The sequence below is a fragment of the Konateibacter massiliensis genome, assembly GCF_900184995.1.
Taxonomy (GTDB): domain Bacteria; phylum Bacillota; class Clostridia; order Lachnospirales; family Lachnospiraceae; genus Lachnotalea; species Lachnotalea massiliensis.
The window spans coordinates 2,764,458-2,791,431 of the sequence record NZ_LT860099.1; the positions used below are offsets into that span (position 1 = coordinate 2,764,458).

A 26,974-nucleotide genomic window follows, 5' to 3' on the forward strand; every position below is an offset into this window, starting at 1 on the left:
TCTATTGAGGTATGTGGATATAATTAGAATAATTGGTAAAATGCAAAGGAGATTATTATGGTTAAGTTAGTTGCGGTAGATTTAGACGGAACATTTTTAAATAACAGAAGAGACGTGTCAAAGGAAAACAGAGAGATGGTGAAGAAGCTCCAAAGTATGGGAGTAAAATTCATAACAAACTCAGGAAGAACCTATGAAGGAGTGCGCCATGTGCTTGATGGCAGCCAAATTGAGTGTGAGTCTATCTGTATGAACGGGGCAGCCGTATATAATAAGGAAGGAAAAATTGTAAAGGCTTGTTTTATGAAGAAGGAGGATGTGCTTGCAATCGCTTCTAGAATAGGTGAGGAGGATTATTTTATCGAGTATAATACGGATGCAGGAACCTGTGTCACTGTTTCGCCGGACGAGGCGGAAGCATCCATTCGAGGCTGGATGTCTCTTTACAATAACGGAAATACGGGAATGATTACAAAGGAAGAAATGGATAGAGATTTAAAGCGGATTAAGGCAGATTTTATCTATATAGACAAGGTAGAGGATATCTTTGAGAGAGGATATCAGGTATTCAAGATTGCCATCAGCCATGTTGATACGGAAAAAATTAAACGGATTCGCGAGGAGTTAAGTCAAAATTCAAATATTGCAGTATCTGCCTCCTTCCATACGAATGTGGAAATAACGGATAAGAGTGCAGACAAGGGACTGGCTTTGGAGCAATATGCGAAAGAAAACAATATTTTGATGGAGGAGGTTGTTGCATTTGGGGACAGCCTTAACGACTATTCCATGCTAAAAAGAAATTTTGGTTACACAGTTGCGATGAAAAATGCGATGGAGGAAATCAAAAAGGTTGCGAAATATCAAACGAGAACAAATGATGAGCATGGTGTTTCGCATTTTGTCAACCGCGTGATTTCGGGAGAAAATTTATGTAATGCATGAGATTTGCTTATGTGATACGAAATACTGCTTTTTGCATAAAACGGGTGAATGTGATAGAATAGATTGGACAAAATAAAAGTAAAAATGAAAAATAGATGGAGGAGTCTGGATGAAAATAAATGATATCAAAGAATATCAGGTGCTTGAGGAAAGAAAAATTGATGATTTAAATTCCAAGGGCTATTTGTTAAGACATAAAAAGAGCGGTGCGAGAATTGCACTGTTGGAAAATGATGACGAGAATAAGGTATTTTATGTGGGCTTTCGAACTCCGCCAAATGACGATACCGGATTGCCGCATATTTTGGAACATTCCGTTTTGTGCGGTTCTGAAAAGTTTCCGGCAAAGGACCCGTTTGTTGAGCTTGTAAAGGGCTCTTTAAATACGTTTTTAAATGCTATGACCTACCCAGATAAAACGATATATCCGATAGCAAGCTGTAATGAGAAGGATTTTCAAAATCTCATGCATGTCTATATGGATGCGGTGCTGCACCCGAATATTTACAAGAAAGAGGAGATATTCAAGCAGGAAGGCTGGCATTATGATTTAGAGTCGGCGGATGCAAAATTAAAATATAACGGCGTTGTCTACAACGAGATGAAGGGTGCTTTTTCTTCACCGGAAGGAGTGCTTGGACGTCTTGTACTCAACTCCCTGTTTCCGGACACTGCCTATTCAAAGGAATCAGGAGGAGAGCCAAGCAAAATTCCTGATTTAACCTATAACGAGTTTATTCAGTTTCACAAGACCTATTATCATCCGGCAAACAGCTATATTTATATCTATGGTGATATGAATATGGCAGAAAAGCTTCTCTGGCTTGATAAGGAATATTTGAGTAAATATGATGAGATTTCCGTTGATTCAGAAATCAAGTTTCAGAAGCCGTTTGAAAAAGCGGTGGAGGTGACGGAGAAATATTCCATAACGGATGGCGAGCCGATGGCGGATAATACGTTTTTATCCTACAATATGGCAGTCGGAACAAGTCTTGATGTGGAACTGTATTTGGCTTTTCAGATTTTGGAGTATGCCCTTTTATCAGCACCGGGAGCACCGCTTAAAAAAGCACTCTTAGATGCAAAAATAGGAAAGGATATTATGGGCTCTTACGACAACGGTACATTGCAGCCGATTTTTTCCGTTGTGGCAAAGAACTCCAATACCGAATCAAAGGATAAGTTTATAAGTATTATTCAGGATACTTTAAGTAATATTGTGAAAAACGGACTGGACGAGAAGGCAATCAAGGCAGGAATCAACTACAATGAGTTCCGCTATAGGGAAGCTGATTTCGGAAATTATCCGAAGGGGCTTATGTACGGTTTGCAGATACTGGATAGCTGGCTCTATGACGATAAGAAGCCGTTTATCCATATTCAGGCTCTGGATACGTTTGAATTTTTGAAAAAGCAGATCGGAACAGGCTACTATGAAAACCTAATCAAGGATTATCTGGTTGACAACAAGCATGTATCGGTTGTAATTGTGGAGCCGGAGAGAGGCTTGACCGCAAAAAATGACAAGCTGCTCGCCGAAAAGCTTAAGGCTTACAAAGAAAGCCTGTCTAAGGAAGAAATCGAAAGATTGGTGGAAGAGACGAAGGCTTTGGAGCAATATCAGGAAACACCGTCCTCGAAGGAAGAGATGGAAGCGATTCCGATGCTGAAGAGAGAGGACATGAAGAAGGAAGCCTCCAAATTTTACAATGAAGTGAGAAACATTGACGGAGTGGAGGTGCTTCACCACAACCTGTTTACAAACGGAATTGGTTATCTGGAGCTTTTATTTGATGCGAAAAAGGTATCAAACGAGCTGATTCCTTATATGGGAATCTTGAAATCGGTTCTTGGCTATATTGATACTGAAAATTACAGCTATGGCGATTTGTTTAATGAGATTAATATTAATACAGGCGGAATTTCCAATGTGGTAAACCTATTCCCGAATTTGAACAATAGAGGGGAATTCCAGGTGAAATTCCAGATACGTTCCAAGGTTTTATACGAAAATCTGAATTATTCCTTTAAAATGGTAAAGGAAATTTTACTGAATTCAAAATTTGAGGATGAAAAGCGTCTCTACGAGATTGTTGCTCAACTAAAATCCAGGCTGCAGATGACGCTGAATTCTTCGGGGCATTCCATGGCAGTTATGCGAGGCTGCTCCTATTTCTCACCGGTGTCTTATTATAGTGACCTGATGGGCGGCATTGAGTTTTACCGCGTGCTAGAAAAATTAGAGGGTGATTTTGAAAATCAAAAAGCTGGCTTAATCGACAAATTAAAAGAGCTTATGCACATTATATTCAGACCGGAGAATCTGATGGTTTCCTATACCTCCAATGACACAGGCTTTGCCTATTTGGAAAAGGAAATCAAGGAATTTAAAGACAGCCTCTATCAGGACGACTGTAAGGAAGGAGCGTTTGTACCGCAGCTTGAAAAGAAAAACGAAGGCTTTAAGACCTCTTCTAAAGTACAGTATGTAGCAAGAACCGGTAATTTCCTGAATAAAAATTTAAAATACACAGGAGTTTTGAAAATGCTGAAAGTAATATTAAGCTATGACTATCTGTGGACCAATGTCAGGGTAAAGGGAGGCGCTTATGGCTGTATGAGTAATTTTGCCATTACGGGTGACAGCTATCTGGTATCCTACCGAGACCCGAACCTAAAGAAAACAAATGAAATTTACAACGGAACAGCTGCTTATTTGAGAAGTTTTCAGGCTGATGAGAGAGAGATGACAAAATTTATCATCGGAACCGTCAGTGATTTGGACAGCCCGCTTACACCTATGGCAAAGGGTGTGCGTTCCCTTTCTGCTTATTTGACCAATCTAACGATTGAGCAGGTACAGAAGGAGAGAAACGAGATATTAAACGCTACGGTGAAGGATATACAGGCACTTGGAGATATCGTGGATGCTGTGTTAGCCGAAAATGCAATCTGCGTAATCGGTAATGAAGATAAGCTTGAGAAAGAAAAAGATTTGTTTAACAAATTAGAGAATTTGTACAGTAACTAAAGAGGAGACTCCGATTTCCTAAATTCGAGGATACCTCATAAAAGAAATCGGAGTACATTCGCACGTAAGAGAGCAGAACACGCTCTCTAAGTGCTAAAAACAAGGAAGCTCCGATTTCCTAAATTCGAGAATACCTCATAAAAGAAATCGGAGTACATTCGCACGTAAGAGAGCAGAACACGCTCTCTAAGTGCTAAAAACAAGGAAACTCCGATTTCCTAAATTCGAGAATACCTCATAAAAGAAATCGGAGTACATTCGCACGTAAGAGAGAAAAACACGCTCTCTAAGTGCTCATAGTAAGGAGAAATGAATGAACGCAGACAATAAAGCAGGGTTTGTCACCATAATCGGAAGGCCAAACGTTGGAAAATCTACCTTAATGAATCGACTGATTGGGCAGAAAATCGCTATCACATCGAATAAACCGCAGACAACGAGAAACCGTATTCAAACGGTTTATACGGATGAAAAGGGGCAGATTGTATTTTTGGACACGCCGGGGATTCACAAGGCAAAAAATAAGCTGGGTGAATACATGGTAAATGTGGCACAGAATACGTTAAATGAGGTAGATGCGGTACTATGGCTTGTGGAGCCGTCCACCTTTATCGGGGCGGGAGAGCGTCACATCGCAGAGCAGCTTCAGAAGGTAAAGACGCCGGTTATTCTTATCATCAATAAAATCGATACGGTGAAAAAGGAAGAAATTCTTCTATTTATTGATACTTACAGGAAAATATATGATTTTGCGGAAATTGTTCCGGTTTCGGCACTAAAAGGAGACAACGCAGAGACGGTCATTGATGTGATTTTCAAATACCTTCCGTACGGACCTAATTTTTATGACGAGGATACCGTGACAGACCAGCCGGAAAGGCAGATTGTTGCAGAATTAATCCGTGAGAAGGCACTTCGGACACTGGATGAGGAGATACCGCACGGAATCGCTGTATCCATCGAGAAGATGAAGAACCGTCCGAAAAGTGATATCGTGGATATTGAAGCGACGATTGTGTGTGAGAGAGATTCACACAAGGGAATCATAATCGGCAAAAACGGTGCAATGCTTAAAAAAATCGGAATGCAGGCAAGAAAAGAGATTGAGCATATGCTGGAGCAGAAGGTGAATCTGCAGCTTTGGGTCAAGGTAAAAAAGGACTGGCGTGACAGCGATTTTCTTATGAAAAATTATGGCTACAATAACAGAGAAATATAAAATTGGTATTTATTAATTAGTATAGTTGCAGAATTATTACGCATGCTAATCATGTAACGAAGGAAGAGATTTGTATTACATGATTGATGTGGAGGAGATAATTATGTACGAAGAAGATTACTGGTTCTTATTTACTAACTCAGGAAATGTATTTGATTATTTGGCATACAAGATTGAAGACAGAAATAAAGAAGAAGTAAGTGTGACGCGGGTAGGAGTAGACGCAGATGGAGCAGTCAGCTGTTGTAACAGGGATAATTTTATATGCAGCACCTATAGGTGAGTATGATAAAAGAGTGGTTATTTTGACGAAAGAGCGCGGAAAAATAACCGCCTTTGCAAAGGGGGCAAGGAGGCAGAACAGCAGTCTGATTGCGGCTGCCAACCCCTTTGTTTTTGGCGAGTTTGAATTATATGTAGGGAGAAATTCCTATACGTTGATGAAAGCTACCATACAAAACTATTTTTTAGAGCTTGTAAACAGCTTTGAGGGTGCCTATTACGGCTTTTATTTTATGGAATTTGCGGACTACTATTCCAGAGAGAACAATGACGAGCTTATGCTGCTGAAGCTTTTATACCAATCGCTGCGGGCATTGACGAAGGAAACAATACAAAATGAGCTGGTGCGGTGCATCTTTGAACTGAAGGTCATTATGGTGAACGGAGAATATCCCGAGGTTTTTCAGTGTCAGTGCTGCGGCAAGGAAGAAAAACTTTCTTATTTTTCGGCAAAGCTTGGCGGAATGGTATGCTCGTCCTGTGTGAAGGCAGAGAATATGGCGATAGAGATTAGTGATTCGACCCTGTATACGATGCAGTATATTATCACTTCGCCTATCGAAAAGCTGTTTACGTTTAAAGTTTCTCCTCAGGTTTTAGGCGAGTTGAGGGCGGTTATGAAACGATATATCAGAATGTACATAGATAAAGAGTTTAAATCACTTCCGATCTTGGACAGTATTGTGACATCTTAATAGTTTTGCTGTCTTAATTTTATGATAGAATCCCGATTTTAAGGTTGAAAAAGCAGAAAAAAATGCTATAATGGATAAGACTAACATTAGGAGGAAGAATTATGAGAAATAAAAGGGCATTGATAGCATTTTTTATTATGCTGATGCTTCTGACAGGTTGTTCTCTTCAATCCTTTGATGCTGAGCGCAACACCGTTTACGTGAAAAAGGACGGCACGGTAATGCAGGCAATCATTGAAGATTTTAGTGCGGACTATTATGATTCGGCAGAGCTTGAGGACTTGATTAACCAGGATGTGGATATATATAACAGCGGTACGGAAAATGTTAAGGTTGAAAGCTATAAGGTGAAGAATGAAACGGCAAAGCTGATTACAAGTTACAAGACAGCGGCCGATTATGCAAAATTTAATGAAGTGGAATTTTTTGTAGGAACGATAAGTGAAGCAAAGACAGAAGGCTATGATTTTGATGAAACGTTTACATCAACTGATGACAATAATACAATCAGTGCGGAGACGATTAAGAGTTTTACCCAATATAAAATAATTGTTTTTGAGGAAGACGTTCACATTCAGACGGACAGTAAAATATTATATATCAGCAGCAATATAAATTTGGTAGATTCAAAGACGGCAGCCCGTGCCGAGGAGGCAGAAGGGTTGGCATACGTCGTATACGAATAAAAGATAAACCGAAGACTTGGAGGAAATCAAATGGAAAAGACAATGGAAAAAATAGTAGCTTTAGCAAAAGCAAGAGGATTTATATATCCGGGCTCTGAGATTTATGGCGGACTTGCAAATACTTGGGATTACGGAAATCTTGGCGTGGAATTAAAAAATAATGTAAAGCGCGCTTGGTGGCAGAAGTTTATTCAAGAAAATCCATATAATGTGGGTGTGGACTGTGCCATTCTTATGAATCCGCAGACATGGGTAGCATCAGGACACTTGGGTGGATTTTCAGACCCTCTTATGGACTGTAAAGAATGTCATGAGAGATTCCGTGCGGATAAAATTATTGAGGATTACAATGCAGAAAACGGTATTGAGACGGAAGGCTCTGTTGACGCATGGTCTCAGGAGCAGATGAAGGCCTATATTGATGAGAAAAATATTGCCTGCCCTACTTGCGGAAAACACAATTTTACCGATATCAGACAATTTAATTTGATGTTCAAAACATTCCAAGGTGTTACCGAGGATGCTAAGAACACTGTATATTTGAGACCGGAGACGGCACAGGGTATTTTTGTCAACTTTAAAAACGTACAGAGAACATCAAGAAAGAAGATTCCGTTCGGAATCGGACAGATTGGTAAATCCTTTAGAAATGAGATTACACCGGGTAACTTTACGTTTAGAACAAGAGAATTTGAGCAGATGGAGCTGGAATTTTTCTGTGAGCCGGACACTGATTTAGAGTGGTTCCAGTATTGGAAAGAGTTCTGCATTAACTGGCTGAAAAACTTAGGCATCAAAGAGGATGAGATGAAAGCAAGAGACCATGAGAAGGAGGAGCTTAGCTTTTACAGCAAGGCGACAACCGATATCGAGTTCTTATTCCCGTTTGGCTGGGGTGAGTTATGGGGTATTGCAGACAGAACCGATTATGACTTGACACAGCATCAGAACGTGTCCAAAGAGGATTTGAGCTATTTTGATGATGAGAAAAAAGAAAAATATATTCCGTATGTAGTAGAACCATCACTGGGAGCAGACCGCGTGGTGCTTGCTTTCCTTTGCTCTGCTTATGATGAGGAAGAGCTGGAGGGAGGAGATATGCGTACGGTACTTCGCTTCCACCATGCACTGGCACCGGTTAAGATTGGTGTACTTCCGCTGTCCAAAAAGCTGAATGAAGGTGCGGAAGCAATTTTTGCGCAGCTTTCTAAGAAATACAACTGTGAATTTGATGACAGAGGAAATATCGGAAAGCGTTACAGAAGACAGGACGAAATCGGTACTCCATTCTGCGTAACCTACGATTTCGAATCAGAGACAGACGGAGCAGTAACAGTCAGAGACAGAGATACGATGGAGCAGGAAAGAATTAAAATTGAAGAATTAGACGCATATTTCGCTAAGAAATTTGAATATTAAAAATTAAGATGAGTTTAAAAAGATGACAGCAGGTTTTATGAACCTGCGTCATCTTTTTATTTTATATAATAGGAAATTATTTTGAATTTCCAGTGATATAAAAATATTATGCGTACCTAGCCAAGTGGAAGTTGTTGCCGTACAACCCGCTCGGGCGCAGAGAATGTGTTTTGTACACTCTTTTGTTATATCAATGGCATTTTAACGGATGGTAATGATGCATAGGTATATCTTGTAAAACACAAAAAGGTGTGATAGTTTTCACAAAGAAGAAATTGATAAAATTTCTCTTATGCAAAAAAACGACATAAAATTTAGGATAAATCGCTTTGAATTATAAATATTCCCTTGACTATCGGGGGTAGTGTGGTAAAATATTGATGAGAGAGAGATACTAAGATATGGTATTAATGTAATCTTTAACAAGATACTTTGGTGGCAAACAAAGTTTGTTAAAGATTATACTATATATACAAAAGTACATTATCATTTAGGAGGAATTACAAAATGGCAAAATGGGTTTACTTATTCAAAGAAGGAAAAGCAGATATGAAAAACCTTCTTGGTGGAAAAGGTGCTAACTTAGCAGAGATGACTAACTTAGACTTACCGATTCCTCAGGGCTTTACTGTAACTACGGAAGCTTGTATTGATTACTATAACAGCGGCAAGAAAATTACAGATGAAATTCAGACTCAAATCTTCGATTCATTGGCTGAATTGGAAAAAATTCAGGGAAAGAAATTTGGGGATACACAAGATCCATTATTAGTTTCTGTTCGTTCCGGAGCAAGGGCTTCTATGCCTGGTATGATGGATACCATACTTAATCTTGGATTAAATGATGTTGCGGTAGAAGGCTTTGCAGCTAAAACCGGCAACCCAAGATTCGCTTATGATTCATATAGAAGATTTATCCAGATGTTTTCAGATGTTGTTATGGAGATGAGCAAAACTTTCTTCGAAAGTATTTTAGATGAAATCAAAGAAGAAAAGGGTGCTAAATTCGATACAGATTTAACAGCAGACGATTTAAAAGAAGTAATTGCAAAATACAAAGCAATTTACAAAGAGAAAATGGGAGAGGAATTCCCTCAGGACCCTAAGGTTCAGTTGATGGAAGCTGTAAAAGCGGTATTCCGTTCATGGGACAACCCTCGTGCTATTGTTTACAGAAGAATGAATGATATTCCAGGTGACTGGGGAACAGCTGTAAACGTACAGGCAATGGTATTTGGTAACATGGGTAACACATCAGGAACCGGTGTTGCATTTACACGTAACCCTTCCACAGGAGAAAAGGGAATCTATGGAGAGTACCTAATCAATGCCCAGGGTGAGGACGTTGTTGCCGGTATCAGAACACCATTACCTATTACTAAATTAGAGGAAGATATGCCGGAATGCTACGCAGAATTCATGGCAATCGCTAATAAATTAGAGAACCATTACAGAGATATGCAGGATATGGAGTTTACCATTCAGGAAGGTAAATTATACTTCTTACAGACTCGTAACGGAAAGAGAACAGCTCCTGCTGCAATTCAGATTGCTTGCGATTTAGTGGATGAAGGCAAGATAACAGATGAAGAAGCAGTACTTAGAATTGATGCAAAATCATTGGATCAGTTGTTACATCCAACTTTTGATCCGGCAGCATTAAAAGCAGGCGAAGTAATCGGCTCAGCTCTTCCGGCTTCTCCGGGTGCAGCAGCAGGTAAAGTATATTTTACTGCTGATGATGCAAAGGCAGCAGGCGACAGAGGAGAGAGAGTTATCCTTGTTCGTCTTGAAACTTCACCGGAAGATATCGAAGGTATGCATGCAGCTCAGGGTATCCTGACCGTACGCGGCGGTATGACAAGCCACGCAGCCGTAGTAGCACGTGGTATGGGAACAGCTTGCGTATCCGGCTGTGGAGAAATTAAAATCAATGAGGAAGCAAAAGTATTCGAACTTGGCGGACATAAGATTGTAGAAGGAGATTACATCTCACTTGACGGTTCAACGGGAAAGATTTACTACGGAGATATCAAGACTGTAGAAGCTTCTGTTGGCGGTAATTTCGGAAGACTTATGGAATGGGCTGACAAGTACAGAACATTGAAGGTTAGAACAAACGCAGATACTCCGGATGATACAGCAAATGCTGTTAAATTAGGAGCAGAAGGTATTGGACTTTGCCGTACAGAGCATATGTTCTTTGATGCAGAGAGAATTCCTAAAATTAGAAAGATGATTTTAAGTGATACAGTGGAAGCAAGAGAAGCAGCTCTTAACGAGTTGATTCCGTTCCAGAAGGCTGACTTTAAGGCTATGTACGAGGTATTGGAAGGAAAGCCGATGACAGTTCGCTACTTAGATCCACCCCTTCATGAGTTTGTACCTACTGATGCAGAAGATATCAAAGCATTAGCAGCAGATATGGGCTTAACACCGGAGCAGGTTAAGGCGAAATGTGATGAACTCCACGAGTTCAACCCAATGATGGGACACAGAGGATGCCGTCTTGCAGTTACTTATCCAGAAATTGCTAAGATGCAGACAAGAGCCGTTATGGAAGCAGCTATCGAAGTAAAAGAAGAAAAAGGCTATGATATTGTTCCTGAAATCATGATTCCATTAGTTGGAGAGAAGAAGGAATTAAAATTTGTAAAAGATATCGTAATTGAGACAGCAGAGGCTGTTAAGAAGGAAAAAGGCTCCGACATCGAATACCATATCGGTACGATGATCGAAATTCCTCGTGCAGCATTACTTGCTAACGAGGTTGCTGAAGAAGCAGAATTCTTCTCCTTCGGAACAAACGATTTAACACAGATGACATTTGGTTTCTCACGTGATGATGCTGGTAAATTCTTAGATGCTTATTACAAAGCAAAAATCTACGAATCAGATCCATTTGCAAGACTTGACCAGAATGGCGTTGGACAGCTTGTTAAGATGGCAGCTGAAAAAGGACGTGCTGTTAAATCTGACCTTAAGCTTGGTATTTGCGGCGAGCACGGCGGTGATCCTTCATCCGTTGAATTCTGCCACAAGATTGGATTAAACTATGTATCCTGCTCACCTTATCGAGTACCGATTGCTCGTTTGGCAGCAGCTCAGGCAGCGTTAAACAACAAATAATTTCAATATATAGAAAAGCAGTCCATAAGGGCTGCTTTTTTATAGGGAAAGCAGCGAACCAATGATGCATTAGATGATAAAAGGTAGGTACTATTATGAAATGTCCGTATTGTTCAAAGGAAATGGAAGAAGGTTATATACCAAGTGACCGTTATTCTTTAAAGTGGATAAATAAAAATAAGAAGTCAAAATGGCCACTGCTAAATGAAAAAATAAAATTAACCTCAATATTAACAGAACCATATGTAGAGGCATTTCATTGCAGTGAATGTGAAAAAATAATAATTGATTTGAAAAATATAGTATTATAAAATACTAACTTTGATGGAGAGAAAAATGAGGGACGATATTATTAAGTTTTTGGCAGAGGATATTAAAAAACGATGCGAAGGGGAAAATAATTTCTTTGGCATTGGCTGCTATTATCACATTAAAGCGGTGGTCAAGAATGCTGTTATTTTGGCAGAAAGGTATAATGCCGATATGGAGATTGTAACAATTGCGGCGTGGCTGCATGACGTGGCGTCGATTACAGATTATGATTTATATGAGGAACATCATATACATGGTGCAAATATGGCAAAAACTATGCTTGAGGGGATGAATTACCCGGCTGAAAAAATAGAATTGATCCAAAAATGTATTAGAAATCACAGAGGTAGTAAACCAGAAGAGAAAACATCAATAGAGGAAATATGCGTAGCTGACGCAGATGCGATGTCTCATTTTGACAGTTTGCCGTCATTATTTTATTTAGCTTATTCTGCTAGGAAATATAATATCGAAGAAGGAACAGAATTTGTGCGTGATAAACTGAAACGAAGCTATAACAAAATGTCGCCAGGCAGTAAGGTGATTTTTCAGGATAAATATAATAGCGTAATGGAGATTATTTAGCAAATTTAGCGGACTAATCAACTAATTTAATTTTAAAAAATTGGTATTGGTTGACAATTATAGTGAAATAAAAGAATGATATATTTTAAGAAATAAATAGTGCAAGGGCATTATTTGTTGAGAAATCAATGAATACTGCCCTTGCTTTTTGTTTCATACAAAACATACAAACCATAACGCTGAAAATTATGCACTATGCTAAATATGGAAAGAGAACAAAACAATAGTTGACATATAATTGTGTAAAATATATAATCAAGTAAAAGAGTACACGAGTACGCAAAGTAATATTATATATTCAAATTGTACTCTTTAAGAAAGTAAGATTTGAAGGCACATGAAAAATGATAGAAGGAGGTAAAAAAAGAATATCCCGACGATTCTTTCCCTGGCAAGAGAATGTTAATGAATCATCAAGATATCCACGTTATTATATTAAACCATATGCTGTAAAATGTAAAGATTACTTTCGAAGTTACTATAAATGAGAGATAACTATATGGAGGTAGAATATGAAAAGGAAATTAATTGCAGGAATTTTAGCTGGAACTATGATTTTAAGCTTAGCAGGTTGTGGAAATACCAGTTCCCCGGCGAGTGCTTTAGATGAAAATAAGACTGCGGCAAGTGAAGATACTACCGCATCAAGTGAGAACAGTACTGCGGCAAAGGAGACCGGATCGGCATCAGAGACGGGCGGAACAACCATTCAGTTTTGGAATTCCTTTACAGGCACAGACGGAGATGTACTGAGAGATCTTGTAGAAATATATAACAAGACAAATGAGAAGGGCAATACAGTAGAAATGGATATTATGCCAACGGCAAGTTTGGAAGAAAAGCTCCCGGCAGCCATTGCTTCGAAAACTGCACCGGCACTTGTAATAAAAGGAAACTTTGATGTGGCAACTTATGGAGATAACAATATTTTTCAATCGGCAGATGACTTTTTTGACGCAACAGGTACAGATAAGGATGACTTTAGCACTGCATCTTTGGAAGCACTTCAATATAATGGAAGCCAATTGATGATTCCGATGCAGGTACATTCTACATTTTTATTTTGGAACAAAGATCTTTTTGAAGCAGCCGGATTAGATCCGGAAGCAGCACCGACAACATGGGATGAGGTTGCAGAGTACGCGGCTAAGATAACAGATAATTCCAAGAAAATTTACGGAGTTGGTCTTCCGGTGAGTGGTGCGCCATGCTATTTTGATGCTATGTTTAAATCAAATGGAGGCGATGTGGTTTCAGAGGATGGCAAATCTTCTATTTTAGACTCACCTGAAAATCTTAAAACACTTCAATACATACAGGATTTGGTAACAGCAGGCTATGCACCGAAGGGGGCAACCGGGGCAGATACAGATAACTTAATGTTAGCAGGTCAATTGGGAATTTACTGCAGCGGTCCTTGGTTAGTGAGTGGATTAAAGGAAAACGACATTAATTTTGGTGTGACGGCAATGCCTTCCGGTACAAAAGAGGCAGCGGGTGTAATAGAGGTTCAAGGATTTGGTGTTACTTCAACATGCAGCGAGGAAGAGAAAGCGGCAGCTTACGATTTTATTGCATTTTGGAATACAACAGAGACCTGTAAAGCATGGTCACTGAGAAATGGTTTTCCTCCTTATCTGCAATCTGTAGCAAAGGATAAAGAGGTGCAGGCAGATCCGATTGTAAATGCATTGTCATCTATTTCAGAGTTTGGCTACTCTTTTGCACCTGGTGTGAAAGCAGCAAATCAAATCAATTCAGAGGTTCTTTTTCCGCTGATTGAAAACATTAGTTCTGGAAATGACTGCCAGACAGAATTGAGTAATGCATCAGAGAAAGTGAACGAACTACTTTCGGCAAACTAGACTAGTGAGTTAAGTTGCGGAAAGGGAGAAAAGCCCTTTCCGCAGTAAAGAGGTAATAATGACAAAAATAAAGCAAATTAAAAAATATTTCAATAAACCAAGTAGAGCAGCCTATTTATTTTTAATGCCTTCCTTACTGATACTGCTTGTGTTTGCAATTATTCCGCTGATTGCTTCTTTGGTTATCAGCGTTATGAATATGAATATCTTTTTCACTGATATCTCATTTGCAGGAGTGAAGAATTTTATTCAAGCATTTCAGGATGAACGCTTTTGGAATGCATTAAAAAATACTGTTGTTTTTGTGGCTTTCGAAGTACCCCTTCAGATAGTAATCGGATTATTAGTTGCCAATGCCCTGACGAATACAAATTTCTTTAATAAGATGGCAAGAACTATTTTCTTTCTGCCCGTGATTTGCTCCATGGCAGCAATCGGTATTGTCTGGTCAATTCTTTTGGACGGTAATATTGGGCTTGTTCCATATTTGCTGGAAAAGTTAGGAATGGAGTCGCCAACGTTTTTTAGAGACGTAAAAACGGCAATGCCGACAGTTATCGGCATGACAGTATGGAAAAACTTTGGATACACGATGTCTATCTTGGTAGTAGGAATTCAAGGGATTTCAAAAAGCTATTATGAGGCATCTGAGATTGATGGGGCGAATAAGGTAGATCAATTTTTTCATATCACCTTACCTCAATTAAAAAGCGCGCTCGGATTTTGCGTGATTACGAATACCATTGGTTCCTTACAGGTATTTGATCAGGTATATGTAACAACGCAAGGAGGACCTCAATATAGTACAGAAACATTAGTACAATATATTTATAAAACAGGATTTAGTCAACCCTATGACCTTGGTTATGCATCAGCATTATCGGTCTTGTTACTTGTAGTAATTTTGATTATTTCATTTCCTATGTATAGGAATATGTTTATAAAGGCTGATTAGGAGGGGAAAATGAAAAAATATACAAAAAGCAATATAGGGTTAGCTGTACTAAAATATGCTATACTTATCACTTTATTTATCCTTGTACTTTGCCCGCTGATTTGGTTGGTTCTCAGTTCTTTTAAAACGGAAAAAGAGATTATTGGCTTTCCGCCATCTATTTTAGGAACCACCTATACCTTAAAGTCATTTGCGCGTATTTTTACGAATATACCTTTTGCAACCTATATCAAAAATACAATTATTTTTGCAGGGGGTTCTACACTCTTGGCAGTTGTGTTCGATTCAATGGCGGGATATGCATTTGCAAGGCTGGAGTTTAAAGGTAAAAACGCAATTTTTATGTTTATCCTATTAACGATGATGGTGCCATTTCAAGTAATGATGATTCCTCTTTTTTTGGAATCAAACTATTTGGGAATGCTCAATACATATCAAGGTTTGATTTTGCCGAAAGCGACAACTGCCTTTGGAATTTTTATGATGAGGGCTTACTTTGCAGCATTGCCCAAGGATTTAGAAGAGGCAGCCAGAGTGGATGGTCTGAGTGAATGGGGAATTTATTGGAAGATAATGCTTCCGTTGATAAAACCGGGAATCATGACCTTAGCGATATTTCATTTGATGACAAACTGGAATGATTTACTATATCCATTGATGATGACCAGCTCAAGTAAAATGAGGACATTAGCATCAGGGCTTGCACTATTTGTAGGAGAACATGCGACAACTTATTATGGACCACAACTGGCAGGTGCGCTCATCTCTGTAGTTCCGCTGTTAATATTATATGCATTCTTCCAAAAATATTTTATAGCTAGTGCGGCAACAAGTGGAATGAAGGATTAGGAGGATGTATGAAGAAATTAGAAATTATAATAAATAAAAATTATAAGATTGGAGAAATAGATAAACGGATTTATGGAAGCTTTGTAGAGCATATGGGACGTGTTGTTTATACAGGAATCTATGAACCGAATCATCCATGTTCTGACGAAGAAGGGTTTAGAACCGATGTGATAGAAGCTGTCAAGAATCTTGGGATTACCACGGTAAGATATCCGGGAGGAAATTTTGTTTCCGCTTACAACTGGGAAGATGGAGTTGGTCCAAAAGAACAAAGACCCAAGAGATTAGAGCTTGCATGGAAAGCAATCGAAACAAATGAGTTTGGCACAAATGAATTTATGAAATGGATAAAGAAAGTGGAAGCAGAGCCTATGCTTGCAGTTAATCTTGGTATAGGAGGAATAAAGGAAGCGGTTCAATATTTGGAATACTGTAATTTTCCACAGGGTACAAAGTACAGCGATATGAGAAGGCAACATGGGGTTGTGTCGCCTTACAAGGTAAAGACCTGGTGTTTAGGCAATGAAATGGATGGCCCATGGCAGATTGGGCATAAAACGCCTGAAGAATACGGAAGAATTGCGCAGGAAACAGCCAAGTCAATGAAAGTGATTGATTCTAATATTGAACTGGTTTCTTGCGGAAGTTCACTAAATACAATGGAAACTTTTCCGGAATGGGAAGCAAAGACACTGGATTATACATACGAGCATGTAGACTATATTTCGCTGCACCAGTATTTTGCCGGACAGGATTTAGGAACAGAAAGGTTTTTAGCACAAGCCGATGATATGGATCGCTATATAAAAACAGTGATTGCAACATGTGATTATATCAAGGCAAAAAAACGTTCCGTCAAAACATTAAATATTAGTTTTGATGAATGGGGAGTATGGGCATACGATTCCTCCGAAACGGTGAAGCAGTGCAATGAGGTTGAGTGGCAGGTGGCTCCTCCGATTAGTGAAATGGTTTATACCTTTGAGGACTCCCTGCTATTTGCTGGGATGTTATTAGTACTATTAAAAAATGCAGATCGTGTAAAAATGGCTTGTCAATCCCTTCTTACAAATGTAAGTGCAACAATCATGACGAAGCAAGGCGGAGAGCTTTGGCTGCAACCGACATATTTTCCATTTTCACAAGTTGCAAAGTATGGACATGGTGTGGTTTTGGATATCAGAGCGGACAAAGCAAACCAAATGATAGACTGTGTAGCGGTATATCGAGAAGAATTAAAGGAAATAGTATTGTTTGTAATTAACAGAAGTCTAAATGAAAATATAGAAATAGAAGTTAATTTACAGGGATTTAAGGCTGAAAGAGTTTTAGAGCATTCCCTGATGAAATGTGAAGATCCTAAGATGACAAATGCTCTTCATCATGAAGCAATTAAGCCATATAATGTGGAGCATACAAGTATAAGAAATGGAAATATAACAAGTAATATAGTAAAATTGTCTTGGAACATGATACGAATTGGTCTTTAACAACAAAATAGATAATTTTATGGAGGTAATAATATGAGTGTGACGACAAAAGATATTGCTAGTATTTGCGGAGTTTCACGGACTACAGTGAATCGTGCTTTCACAAACAGCGGACGGATAAGTGAGAAAACAAAACAAAAAATATTAGAGGTAGCAGCCGAATTGGAATATAGACCGGATCTTTTGGCTACAGGACTAAAAAGCGGAAAAACAGGGTATTTGGGTGTGGTTGTATTTGATGTAAGAAACAGATACTTTGCGCAGATGCTAAATGCTGTTGAGGTAGAAGCAAGAAAGCATGATTATTTTGTAAATATTACTCTCCATGAAAAAAATAAAAACCTGGAAAAAGAATTAATTCAAAGGTTGGTAGATTATCGGGTAGAAGGATTGATTTTATCTCCCGTATCCAAGGGACATTCCTTTAATGATTTTTTAAAGAAAATGAATAAGCCTACGGTCATTATTGGAAATCGTGTTGGTAAGGATATACCATTTGTTGGAATTAATGAAAAAAGAGCGGCAAGAGATGCGGTAAAGGCAATTGCAAGAAAAGGATATGAACAAATTGTATTTGTGTGTCCGCCCTTAGCAGATGCAGAGCAAGAAAATATTTATTCACACGAACAAAGAGAACAAGGTTTTCTGGATGAAATGAAAAATTATACAGATATTAATTCATCTGTTATTCGTTCGTGGGATTATCTTAAAGAAGCAGAGGAAATTATAAATAGCACTTCTCTTAAAACGGCGTTTTTCTGCTCTGGTGATATTTTTGCTTTGGAAATTATGAAACATTTCAAGCAATTAGGTAAACGTGCAAAACAAGATTACGGAATCATGGGATTTGATAATATAGATACGTTAGATTATGTGATGCCTAGATTATCAACCATTGATAACGTTGTGGAGACAGTTTCGGAAAAGGCTGTAGATATCTTGTTTGAAATTCTTGATGGAAAAAGCGTTCCAAATAAAACCATTGTTGATTACATTGTTGTGGAAGGAGAGACTTTGTAGGAGGACGAATGAGAAAATAAAAAGTTTTCACACCTTCTAGTATGTGCTTTGAAAGTTGCATGAATGGAGTGAACTATGAATAGTCAAAACTATGTTAAAACCATATATAACAAACCTTATATAGAGCAAAGAGCAGACCCTTATATATATAAACATAAGGACGGTAATTATTATTTTACAGCCTCTGTTCCGGAATATGATAGGATCATTCTTAGAAGAGCAAATTCTTTGGACGGACTAATAGAGGCAAAGGAAAAAATCATTTGGAAGAAGCACGAAAGGGGTATTATGAGTACTCATATTTGGGCACCAGAATTGCACTATATAGATAATACATGGATTATTTATTATGCAGCAGGAGATAAAGACGATATCTGGGCTATTCGACCATATGTTTTAATGTGTAAGGATGAAGATCCTATTGATGGAACCTGGGTTGAATTAGGGAAAATGAAAGGGGCTGACGATTTTTCCTTTCAAGATTTTTCCTTAGATATGACAGTATTTGAACATAATGAGAAATGGTATTGCATATGGGCGGAAAAAGTAAGTGTAGGTAAGAAAATATCAAATATCTATATTGCAGAATTAGAGTCCCCCAATCAACTAAAGAGTCAGCAGGTATTATTAAGCTTTCCGGATTATGATTGGGAGCGAATCGGATTCTGGGTAAATGAAGGTCCGGCAATACTAAAACATAATGGTAAAATATACATGACCTATTCAGCAAGCGAAACAGGAGCATATTATTGCATTGGAATGTTGAGTATTGATGAAAAGGCTGACGTACTTGATCCAAAAATGTGGAACAAAGAAAAGGAGGCAGTGCTAAATACGAATATAGAAAAAGGGCTGATTGGTCCCGGACATAATTGTTTTGTGAAAAGTGAGGACGGAGAAGAAGATATTATGGTATACCATGCAAGGCAGTATGATGAAATTGAAGGGGATCCCCTATATGATCCAAATCGTCATACATATAAAATGCGAGTGCAATGGGATAGTAATGATAATCCAAGATTTCTATTTGACAATAATTATTAAAAGGAGGCTCTATAAAAACAATAAGGAAAGGAATAGCAAGAAAAAAGACTGTTGGCTTGCCAACGGTCTTTTTGTTGGTTGCCCGGGATAAGTGTAATATAATCAAAATGAATATAAAACACAATAATTAGCTCGTGAATGATATAATATGACTAAACAAGTGGAATAAAAAGGTTTCTAGTTTAAAATAATAAACAATCAAAAACAAATAAAAACGATGAATACATACAAAGATAACAATAAATCAGAAAAATATCCACTTTTTCACAAGAATGTTATCTGTAATGGATAGAAATGAGATGATATACTCATTTTATAACAAGACAAAAAGTTTTGTGAAAAAAATGGAGGGTTTACTATGAAAAAGAAGTTATTATCGTTACTACTAGTTGCAACAATGGTTACTTCCTTAGCAGGATGCAGCGGAGCAAAAAGTTCTGATTCTGCTTCAGTAGAGGAAAAAGTGACAATCAGGGTATTTTCGAATCAGACTGACAGAAAAACAGGTCAGGGACTTATTGAACAAACGTTGTTCGATAACTACGTAAAAGAAAATCCAAATATCAATATCGAAGTGGAAGCGCTTGATGATGAGGCTTATAAGACAAAATTCAAGGCATACGCAACAGGAAATGCAATGCCTGACTTATTAAATGCATGGGGTCAGCCATCATTCCTAAACGAAGTAATTGATGCAGGTTTACTTGCTGAACTAGATAAGAGCAGTTACGATGATTACGGATTTATTGAAGGATCCTTGGATGGCTTCAGCAGAGATGGAAAATTGTATGGACTTCCAAGAAATACAGATGTTATGGCTTTCTACTATAATAAGAAGATATTTGAAGAGAACGGATGGAAGGTGCCGACTACATATGCAGAATTATTAGCTTTAGCAGAAACAATTAATGAAGCGGGAATAGTTCCGTGCAGTATGGATGGTTCGGACAAATGGCCATTGTCTATCTGGATGCATGATTTAATTGCAAAAATTAATGGTGAGAGCAAAGCAATGCTGGAAGCTTCCGTTACAAATGCAGATTTTTCAGATCCTTCTTATGTTCAGGCTGCACAGTTATTAAAAGATGCGGTAGATGTTGGATTATTCCAGAATGGATTTGAGACAACAGATTATGGTACGGCACGAAATCTGTTTGCAAATGGGCAGGCAGCTATGTACTATATGGGAAGCTGGGAAATGTCTATGGCAACGAATGAAGATGTATTAGAAGACGTTCGAAATAATCTCGGTGTATTCGCAATGCCGGTTGTAGAAGGTGGTCAGGGAGCTGCGACAGACATTGCAGCTTGGAATGGCGGAGGATATGCAGTATCCGCTAATTCAGAAGTGAAAGAAGAAACAATCGCATTGTTGAATTATATGTTCCAGCCGGAAAACTGGTCAAAACTTGCATGGGAAAATGGAGTATGTATGTCAGCTCAAGATTATTCTGCTTATTTAACCGGAGATGAGACAGAACCGCAGAAGGCATTTACGGATATCGTAGTAGGTTCTACAAGTATTACAGGTGTAACCTTTAATGATTTAGGAACTTCAGAATTTAAGACCATTAGTGAAGATGGAAGTCAGCAGTTGGTGATTGGTGCTTTAACTCCGGAAAAATTCTGGGAAACGATGGCTGAGGCTTGTAAATAAGTGATACAATGACCAAATAATAGATTCAAAATACTTTATATGGCTGCCGGTAAAAGGCAGCCATAGTATTAGATGGAAAGAGGAGAAATTTCATGAAAAAACTATATTCCAACAAATGGGTCATTTTTAGTCTGGTCGCGCCAGGAATTATAACATTCATTTGTGCAATCTTGGCGCCAATCTGTTTGAGCTTTTACTATGGCTTAACTGATTTTTCGGGAATGGGAAGTTTCTCATTCATAGGGCTGGAGAATTACAAGGTCTTAATGACAGATACATCATTTTGGTTATCCTTGCGTAATTCATTACTTTTAGCAGTTGGTTTTATTTGTATTCAGCATCCATTGGCAATTATTACGGCAGCAGTTCTTGACAGGCTGCAAGGCAAAGCAGAAGGATTTTTCAGATGCGTTTATTTTATTCCGAATGTTATTTCAGTAGCAATTATAGCTTATCTTTGGAAATTTATATACAATCCTAGTTTTGGATTGCTGAATAATATATTGAAAATATTTGGTGCAAAGGCAGAAGTGAACTGGCTGGGAAGCGGACTGGCAATCTGGTCAGTGCTTATTGTGCTGATCTGGCACGGCTTTGGCTGGGGAATGCTCATTTACTATACAGGAATTAAAAATATTGATACGGTAATTTATGAAGCGGCAGCAATCGATGGTGCCAGTGCAAAAACTACCTTTTTAAGAATAACATTACCACTGATGAAACCGGTTATTCAGGTTAACGTTACACTTGCTATCATATCAGCATTAAAACAAATGGAAACCGTATATCTGCTGACAAATGGCGGACCAGGTAATGAAACCCAGTTTTTGGCGAATTATTTATATAAGCAGGCATTTAATTCGTTCAAATATGGGTATGGAAATGCAATCAGTATTGTTTTTGTGGTAATTTGCCTGTTAGCAACAGTAGCGTTAAACAAAATATTTGCTGAGCAAAAGACGGCATAGAGGAGAATGGATATGGAAATCGTGAATCATAAAAATAAATCAATTGGCAAGATTATAAAATTCATTATATTATCCGCAGTTGCAATTGTCCAAATTTTTCCTTTGGTGTGGCTGATTAACTTTTCTCTGGCAAGCAGTAATGAGTTATTTACAAATGGATTACTCATTATTCCGGCGAAAATAAGATGGGATAATTATATAACGGCATTTGTGGATGGAAACGTACTTTTATATTTAAGAAACAGCCTTTTAATTAATTCACTGGCAGTTCTTATTGTAATTGTTATATCCATTATGGCAGCTTTTGCATGTACGAGAATGGAATGGAAATTAAGCGGTTTCGTAAAAAATTTACTTTTAGTTGGAATGATGATACCAATCCACGCAACACTTCTTCCGAACTATGTGATTTACCAAAAAATTGGAATTACGGATACCATTTGGGCATTGCTGATACCATATGTTGCATTTTCATTACCACAAGGTATGTTTTTAATGAGCAGCTTTATCAGTTCTATTCCAAAGGAAATGGAAGAGGCGGCATTAATCGATGGCTGCGGCATTTACAGAATTATAGCAATTATTATTACCCCGCTCATGAAATCTTCTATTGTAACGGTGACAATCATGACATTCTTAAATAACTGGAATGAATTCATGATGGCATCCACTTATTTAAGCAGTAAAACATGGAAGACGCTTCCGTTTTCCGTATTGGAATTTACAGGTGAATATTCCTCTAATTATGCGGTTCAGTTTGCAGTTATGGCACTCACAGCCTTGCCGGCAGTTGTCATCTATGTTCTGTTAAACAAGCATATTACAAAAGGCATTGCGGCAGGTGCAGTAAAAGGCTAACCTGCTTGCCATTATAAAAATGCATGGGTATAATATTATATATAAATAAAAATAGGGGAATGTCATATGAAAAAAATTAACCATCTATTTGATAAGCTGAAAGTAAAATATAAAATAATATTATCCATGTATTTAATCATTGGGCCATTGCTTTTAATTACAACGGTGTTTCTCTACAATAGAAATACAGCTGCGATTGAAGAAAAAATGATTGAGTTTTACAAAAATCAGGTAAGCACCATTCAGGAAAATGTCAATTACTTACAGGCAGATGTGCTTGATATCGTGACTTATCTTAGTATTAACAAAGATATCAGAACGATCTTATATCAAGAAAAGGGCTCTTCCTTGGCAGAAAATCCTTTGATTTGGGAGCAAAATGCACCGATTGATTTAGTGAAAGATAATATTTCGGTAAAGAATCATATAAAAACACTGATTCTTTATACCGAAAATGATATTCGTCCTTTTTATGTTTCCAGAGATAGCAGCGTGCATAATATGAAAATGGAAGCGGTTCGTCAGACACAGTTGTTCAAAGATGCTTATGCAGCGAAAGGTGATTGTGTATGGACACGCATTGATAAAGGTGAAAATAGCATTTTTACCAAAAACAATGGAGGGAAAATAGTAGTAGGAAAAGCATTGTATAATCTTTCCAAGTCCAGATTAGTTGGATTTTTATGTATCGGCATCGATGCATCTCGCTATGAACAGCTCTGCAGTAATATACTTCTGGATGATTCGGAAGGGATTGTTATTGTGAATAATGGCGTTAAGCTGGTTCAGGCAGGAACTGTAAGCGGTGATATGCTAAGTTATGCAATCAGCAATGTAATACTTCCTTCCGAAACGGTTGCCAAAACTAAAATAGGAACAAACTATGTATTTAGCACGATAGATGAAACGAGTAAAGACCAAATATATTATATCGTTCCAAAGGAGCAGTGGTTATCACAAAGAGAGAATGCATTTGTATTCCCGGTTGTATTCTTTTGCATATTCTTTATAGCAATATGGCCAATGGCAATGCTGATCGCCAATATTATTTCACATCCGTTACAGAAATTAAACAACTCCATGATGAAGTTTAAAGAAGGTGATTTTGAACAATATGTAGAAGTCATTGTAGATGATGAAATTGGACAAGTAACAGAATGCTACAACAATATGGTTTCGGAAATAAAAGAATTAGTTGACTCTAACTATGTCATGGTTATTCGAGAAAGACAAAGTGAACTGGAGGCGCTTCAGGCACAAATTAATCCTCATTTTCTATATAATGCCCTTGATTCTCTATATTGGCAGGCTTTCAATGACGATAGACATACGTTGGCAGAGGATATTTTTTCACTTTCCCAATTATTCCGCCTGGTTTTAAATCAAGGACAGAGTGACATATACGTGGAGAAAGAAGCGGAATTAATTTATCATTACTTGCAGATACAAAAGATGCGTTTTGAAAAGAGGTTAGATTATAAAATTGATATTGATGAAGAAGCTAAGAGGTATATCATCCCGAAATTAATCCTTCAGCCTTTTGTGGAAAATGCGATTGTACATGGCTTAGAGTGCAAAGAGGAGACGGGATTTATTAAAATTACAGGAAGAGTAGATGGAAGGTATCTTTATTTTGAAGTAAGCGACAATGGAGTTGGCATGACGGAGGAACAAATCAACCAGATATTCGACCATGAAAATAATGATACGTTAAAATATACAAGTCAAAGAGTTGGAAAGTTTGCAATTTATAATGTGCGAGAAAGGTTAAATTTAAAGTATCGAGGAGATTTTAAATTGGATATCATAAGTGATGTTGGAAAGGGAACAACGATAAAATTATGTGTTCCTGCACAGTTTAACCCTTAAATAACCTAGAAAGGTTGAGATATGATGCAAAAACTACTAATTGTAGATGATGAAGCGAAAATCAGAAACGGAATTGCCAGCTATATCGAAAATAACAGTAAGGTGTTTGACAAGATTTATATGGCCCAAAGCGGCGATGCTGCAATTGATATTATTTTCCAATACAAACCGGATGTAATGCTATTAGATATACAGATGCCGGGAAAGACCGGATTAGAAGTTTTGAAAATTACCAAGGAGAGCGGATATTGTCCCAAAACAATTATTTTAAGTGGTTATGATGAATTTGAATATGCCAGAAAAGCTCTTCGATATCAGGTAGTGGACTATCTTTTAAAGCCGTGCAGGCCAAACGAAATATTGGAAAAATTAGAAGCTATTGTAGCTCAGCCTGGAGAAAAATTAACTTGCGAAAATCAAATTATTGCTCATGTGAAAGATTTTATTGAGGAAAACTACACAAAGAATATCACACTGGCGGATGCTGCTAATCATGTGAAATTAAGTACAAGCTATCTGTCCGGTTTGTTTTCCCAGAGCATGGAATGTGGATTTGTTGATTATGTAAACAAAAGAAGAATTGAACATTCTTGCTTTTATTTGAAAAATGGTGATTTAAAGACTTATGAAGTGGCATTTAAGGTCGGTTTTCACGATGAGAAGTATTTTACACGTGTTTTTAAAAAGTATATGGGAATGACCCCATCACAATTCAGAAACGGCTTATCGGAATAAGCACAGAGAGGTAACTATGGATTTAAAGTTAACAACAACAACTTTTGCAAATAATGTGAAAGAAGAAACGAAAAAACAATTTCATTTTAATCAGGAAGATGAAGAAGAAAATTATGTAATTAATCTTTATCCGGAGGTTGTTTATCAAAAAATAGAAGGTTTTGGCGGGGCGATTACAGATGCGGCAGGCTATGTGTATGCACAGATGAGTAAAGAACAGCAAGAAGAAGCCTTAAGGACGTATTTTGGAAAAGAGGAAATGAATTACCAAATTGTCCGCACACATATGGATAGCTGTGATTTTTCATTGGGGCATTACGAAGCAATGTCTGATTCCCAAGATTTAGAGATGGAAAGCTTCAATATGGAGAGAACAGAGAAATACATATTTCCCCTGTTAGAGGATGCACAAAAGGCGTGCGAAACTAAGATTGAAATTATGCTGACTCCTTGGAGCCCTCCTGTATTTATGAAAACAAACGGGGAGCGAAATCATGGAGGAAAATTAAAAGAAGAGTATAAAGCGTTTTGGGCAGAGTATATATGCAGGTATATCAAGGAATTTAGAAACAGGGGATATCAAGTGACAAGGATAAGCCTGCAAAATGAGCCAAAAGCCACGCAGACATGGGATTCTTGTGTTTATACGGCAAAAGAAGAGAAGATTTTCCTAAGAGATTATATGTATCCGGCACTTTGTAAGAATGGCCTTTCGGATATTGAAATCTTTATATGGGATCATAACAAAGAGCGGGTGTTTGACAGGGCATGTGAAATTATTGGGGAAGACACGAACCACATGGTTGCAGGAATTGCTTTTCACTGGTACAGCGGCGATCATTTTGAGGCACTCCAGTTAGTGAAAGATAAATTTCCGGATAAGAAACTGATTCTTTCAGAAGCATGTATTGAATACTGCAAATATTCTTCTGATAATTATCTTGAAAATGCACAGAAATACGCACACGATATAATCGGAAATTTAAACCATGGAATGACGGCATTTTATGATTGGAATATATTTTTGGATGAGATGGGAGGACCCAATCATGTAAAGAATTACTGTGATGCCCCTTACATGTTTGATATGAAAACAAAGAAGGTATTGGAGCGAAATACATTGTCTTATATCCGCCATTTCAGCCACTTTATTAAACCGGAAGCGGTTCGAATTGCCCATACAAGATATACGGAAAAACTAGACGTGACAGCTTTTAAAAACACAGACGGTACGATTGCGGTTGTGTTACTAAATACGGAAGACGAAGAGAGACAAGCCTATATCCGAATAGAAGGACACGGAGTAAAGGTGACAATCGCACCAAATTCCATCGCAACCGGAATCATAAGCAGGTAGT

Annotated in this window: 22 protein-coding genes; all 22 read left to right on the plus strand. The window is 37.9% G+C overall.

The annotated features are described in order from the left end of the window. Positions 1-57 precede the first annotated feature (57 nt). The 22 genes from CTY48_RS18295 (at position 58) to CTY48_RS18395 (ending at position 26,973) form a co-directional block, all read left to right on the plus strand. A complete protein-coding gene (locus CTY48_RS18295; RefSeq protein WP_099469883.1) occupies positions 58-945 on the plus strand; it encodes an HAD family hydrolase in 888 nt (295 codons plus the stop codon). Between the two features lie 109 nt (positions 946-1,054). Next, on the plus strand, positions 1,055-3,979 hold the full coding sequence (locus CTY48_RS18300) for an insulinase family protein (protein WP_099469884.1): 2,925 nt from the start codon (positions 1,055-1,057) through the stop codon (positions 3,977-3,979). Between the two features lie 313 nt (positions 3,980-4,292). Then, the gene (gene era, locus CTY48_RS18305) at positions 4,293-5,198 is read left to right on the plus strand and encodes a GTPase Era (protein ID WP_099469885.1); all 906 of its coding nucleotides are present in this window, start codon (positions 4,293-4,295) and stop codon (positions 5,196-5,198) included. A 103-nt stretch (positions 5,199-5,301) separates the two neighbouring features. Next, positions 5,302-5,481: a hypothetical protein gene (locus CTY48_RS19535; protein WP_143452737.1), complete on the plus strand. Its 180-nt coding sequence runs from the start codon at positions 5,302-5,304 to the stop codon at positions 5,479-5,481. Further along, entirely contained in the window at positions 5,426-6,175 is a 750-nt protein-coding gene (gene recO, locus CTY48_RS18310; RefSeq protein ID WP_099469886.1) for a DNA repair protein RecO, read from the plus strand. Before CTY48_RS19535 ends, recO begins: the two co-directional genes overlap by 56 nt. Positions 6,176-6,276: 101 nt before the next feature. After that, entirely contained in the window at positions 6,277-6,861 is a 585-nt protein-coding gene (locus CTY48_RS18315) for a hypothetical protein (RefSeq protein WP_099469887.1), read from the plus strand. Between the two features lie 30 nt (positions 6,862-6,891). Then, entirely contained in the window at positions 6,892-8,280 is a 1,389-nt protein-coding gene (locus CTY48_RS18320; protein ID WP_099469888.1) for a glycine--tRNA ligase, read from the plus strand. Between the two features lie 507 nt (positions 8,281-8,787). Continuing rightward, positions 8,788-11,409, plus strand: coding sequence for a pyruvate, phosphate dikinase (gene ppdK, locus CTY48_RS18325; protein WP_099469889.1), 2,622 nt, complete (start codon positions 8,788-8,790; stop codon positions 11,407-11,409). A gap of 95 nt (positions 11,410-11,504) precedes the next feature. Further along, a complete protein-coding gene (locus CTY48_RS18330; RefSeq protein ID WP_099469890.1) occupies positions 11,505-11,720 on the plus strand; it encodes a PF20097 family protein in 216 nt (71 codons plus the stop codon). Positions 11,721-11,745: 25 nt separating this feature from the next. Further along, the gene (locus CTY48_RS18335) at positions 11,746-12,306 is read left to right on the plus strand and encodes an HD domain-containing protein (protein ID WP_099469891.1); all 561 of its coding nucleotides are present in this window, start codon (positions 11,746-11,748) and stop codon (positions 12,304-12,306) included. Between the two features lie 512 nt (positions 12,307-12,818). After that, positions 12,819-14,171 carry an ABC transporter substrate-binding protein gene (locus tag CTY48_RS18340; protein WP_099469892.1) on the plus strand — a complete coding sequence of 451 codons (1,353 nt, stop codon included), beginning with the start codon at positions 12,819-12,821 and terminating at the stop codon, positions 14,169-14,171. Between the two features lie 58 nt (positions 14,172-14,229). Next, positions 14,230-15,126 carry a carbohydrate ABC transporter permease gene (locus tag CTY48_RS18345; protein WP_099469893.1) on the plus strand — a complete coding sequence of 299 codons (897 nt, stop codon included), beginning with the start codon at positions 14,230-14,232 and terminating at the stop codon, positions 15,124-15,126. Between the two features lie 9 nt (positions 15,127-15,135). Continuing rightward, positions 15,136-15,975: a carbohydrate ABC transporter permease gene (locus CTY48_RS18350; RefSeq protein ID WP_099469894.1), complete on the plus strand. Its 840-nt coding sequence runs from the start codon at positions 15,136-15,138 to the stop codon at positions 15,973-15,975. Positions 15,976-15,983: 8 nt separating this feature from the next. After that, positions 15,984-17,465, plus strand: coding sequence for an arabinosylfuranosidase ArfA (gene arfA / locus CTY48_RS18355; RefSeq protein ID WP_099469895.1), 1,482 nt, complete (start codon positions 15,984-15,986; stop codon positions 17,463-17,465). Positions 17,466-17,498: 33 nt separating this feature from the next. Next, positions 17,499-18,485 (plus strand): LacI family DNA-binding transcriptional regulator, encoded by a 987-nt coding sequence (locus CTY48_RS18360; protein ID WP_099469896.1) that lies wholly within the window; start codon positions 17,499-17,501, stop codon positions 18,483-18,485. A gap of 75 nt (positions 18,486-18,560) precedes the next feature. Further along, the gene (locus tag CTY48_RS18365; RefSeq protein ID WP_099469897.1) at positions 18,561-19,529 is read left to right on the plus strand and encodes a family 43 glycosylhydrolase; all 969 of its coding nucleotides are present in this window, start codon (positions 18,561-18,563) and stop codon (positions 19,527-19,529) included. 358 nt (positions 19,530-19,887) lie between these two features. After that, complete coding sequence (locus tag CTY48_RS18370) at positions 19,888-21,186, plus strand: ABC transporter substrate-binding protein (protein ID WP_099469898.1); 1,299 nt, start codon at positions 19,888-19,890, stop codon at positions 21,184-21,186. 92 nt (positions 21,187-21,278) lie between these two features. Continuing rightward, positions 21,279-22,154, plus strand: a complete 876-nt coding sequence (locus CTY48_RS18375) for a carbohydrate ABC transporter permease (RefSeq protein ID WP_099469899.1) — start codon at positions 21,279-21,281, stop codon at positions 22,152-22,154. A gap of 12 nt (positions 22,155-22,166) precedes the next feature. Next, a complete protein-coding gene (locus CTY48_RS18380; protein WP_099469900.1) occupies positions 22,167-23,012 on the plus strand; it encodes a carbohydrate ABC transporter permease in 846 nt (281 codons plus the stop codon). Positions 23,013-23,078: 66 nt separating this feature from the next. Then, the gene (locus CTY48_RS18385; RefSeq protein ID WP_099469901.1) at positions 23,079-24,881 is read left to right on the plus strand and encodes a cache domain-containing sensor histidine kinase; all 1,803 of its coding nucleotides are present in this window, start codon (positions 23,079-23,081) and stop codon (positions 24,879-24,881) included. 24 nt (positions 24,882-24,905) lie between these two features. Beyond that, positions 24,906-25,616, plus strand: a complete 711-nt coding sequence (locus CTY48_RS18390) for a response regulator transcription factor (RefSeq protein ID WP_236355025.1) — start codon at positions 24,906-24,908, stop codon at positions 25,614-25,616. Positions 25,617-25,632: 16 nt separating this feature from the next. Beyond that, positions 25,633-26,973, plus strand: coding sequence for a glycoside hydrolase family 30 protein (locus CTY48_RS18395; protein WP_099469903.1), 1,341 nt, complete (start codon positions 25,633-25,635; stop codon positions 26,971-26,973). Position 26,974: the final 1 nt, after the last annotated feature.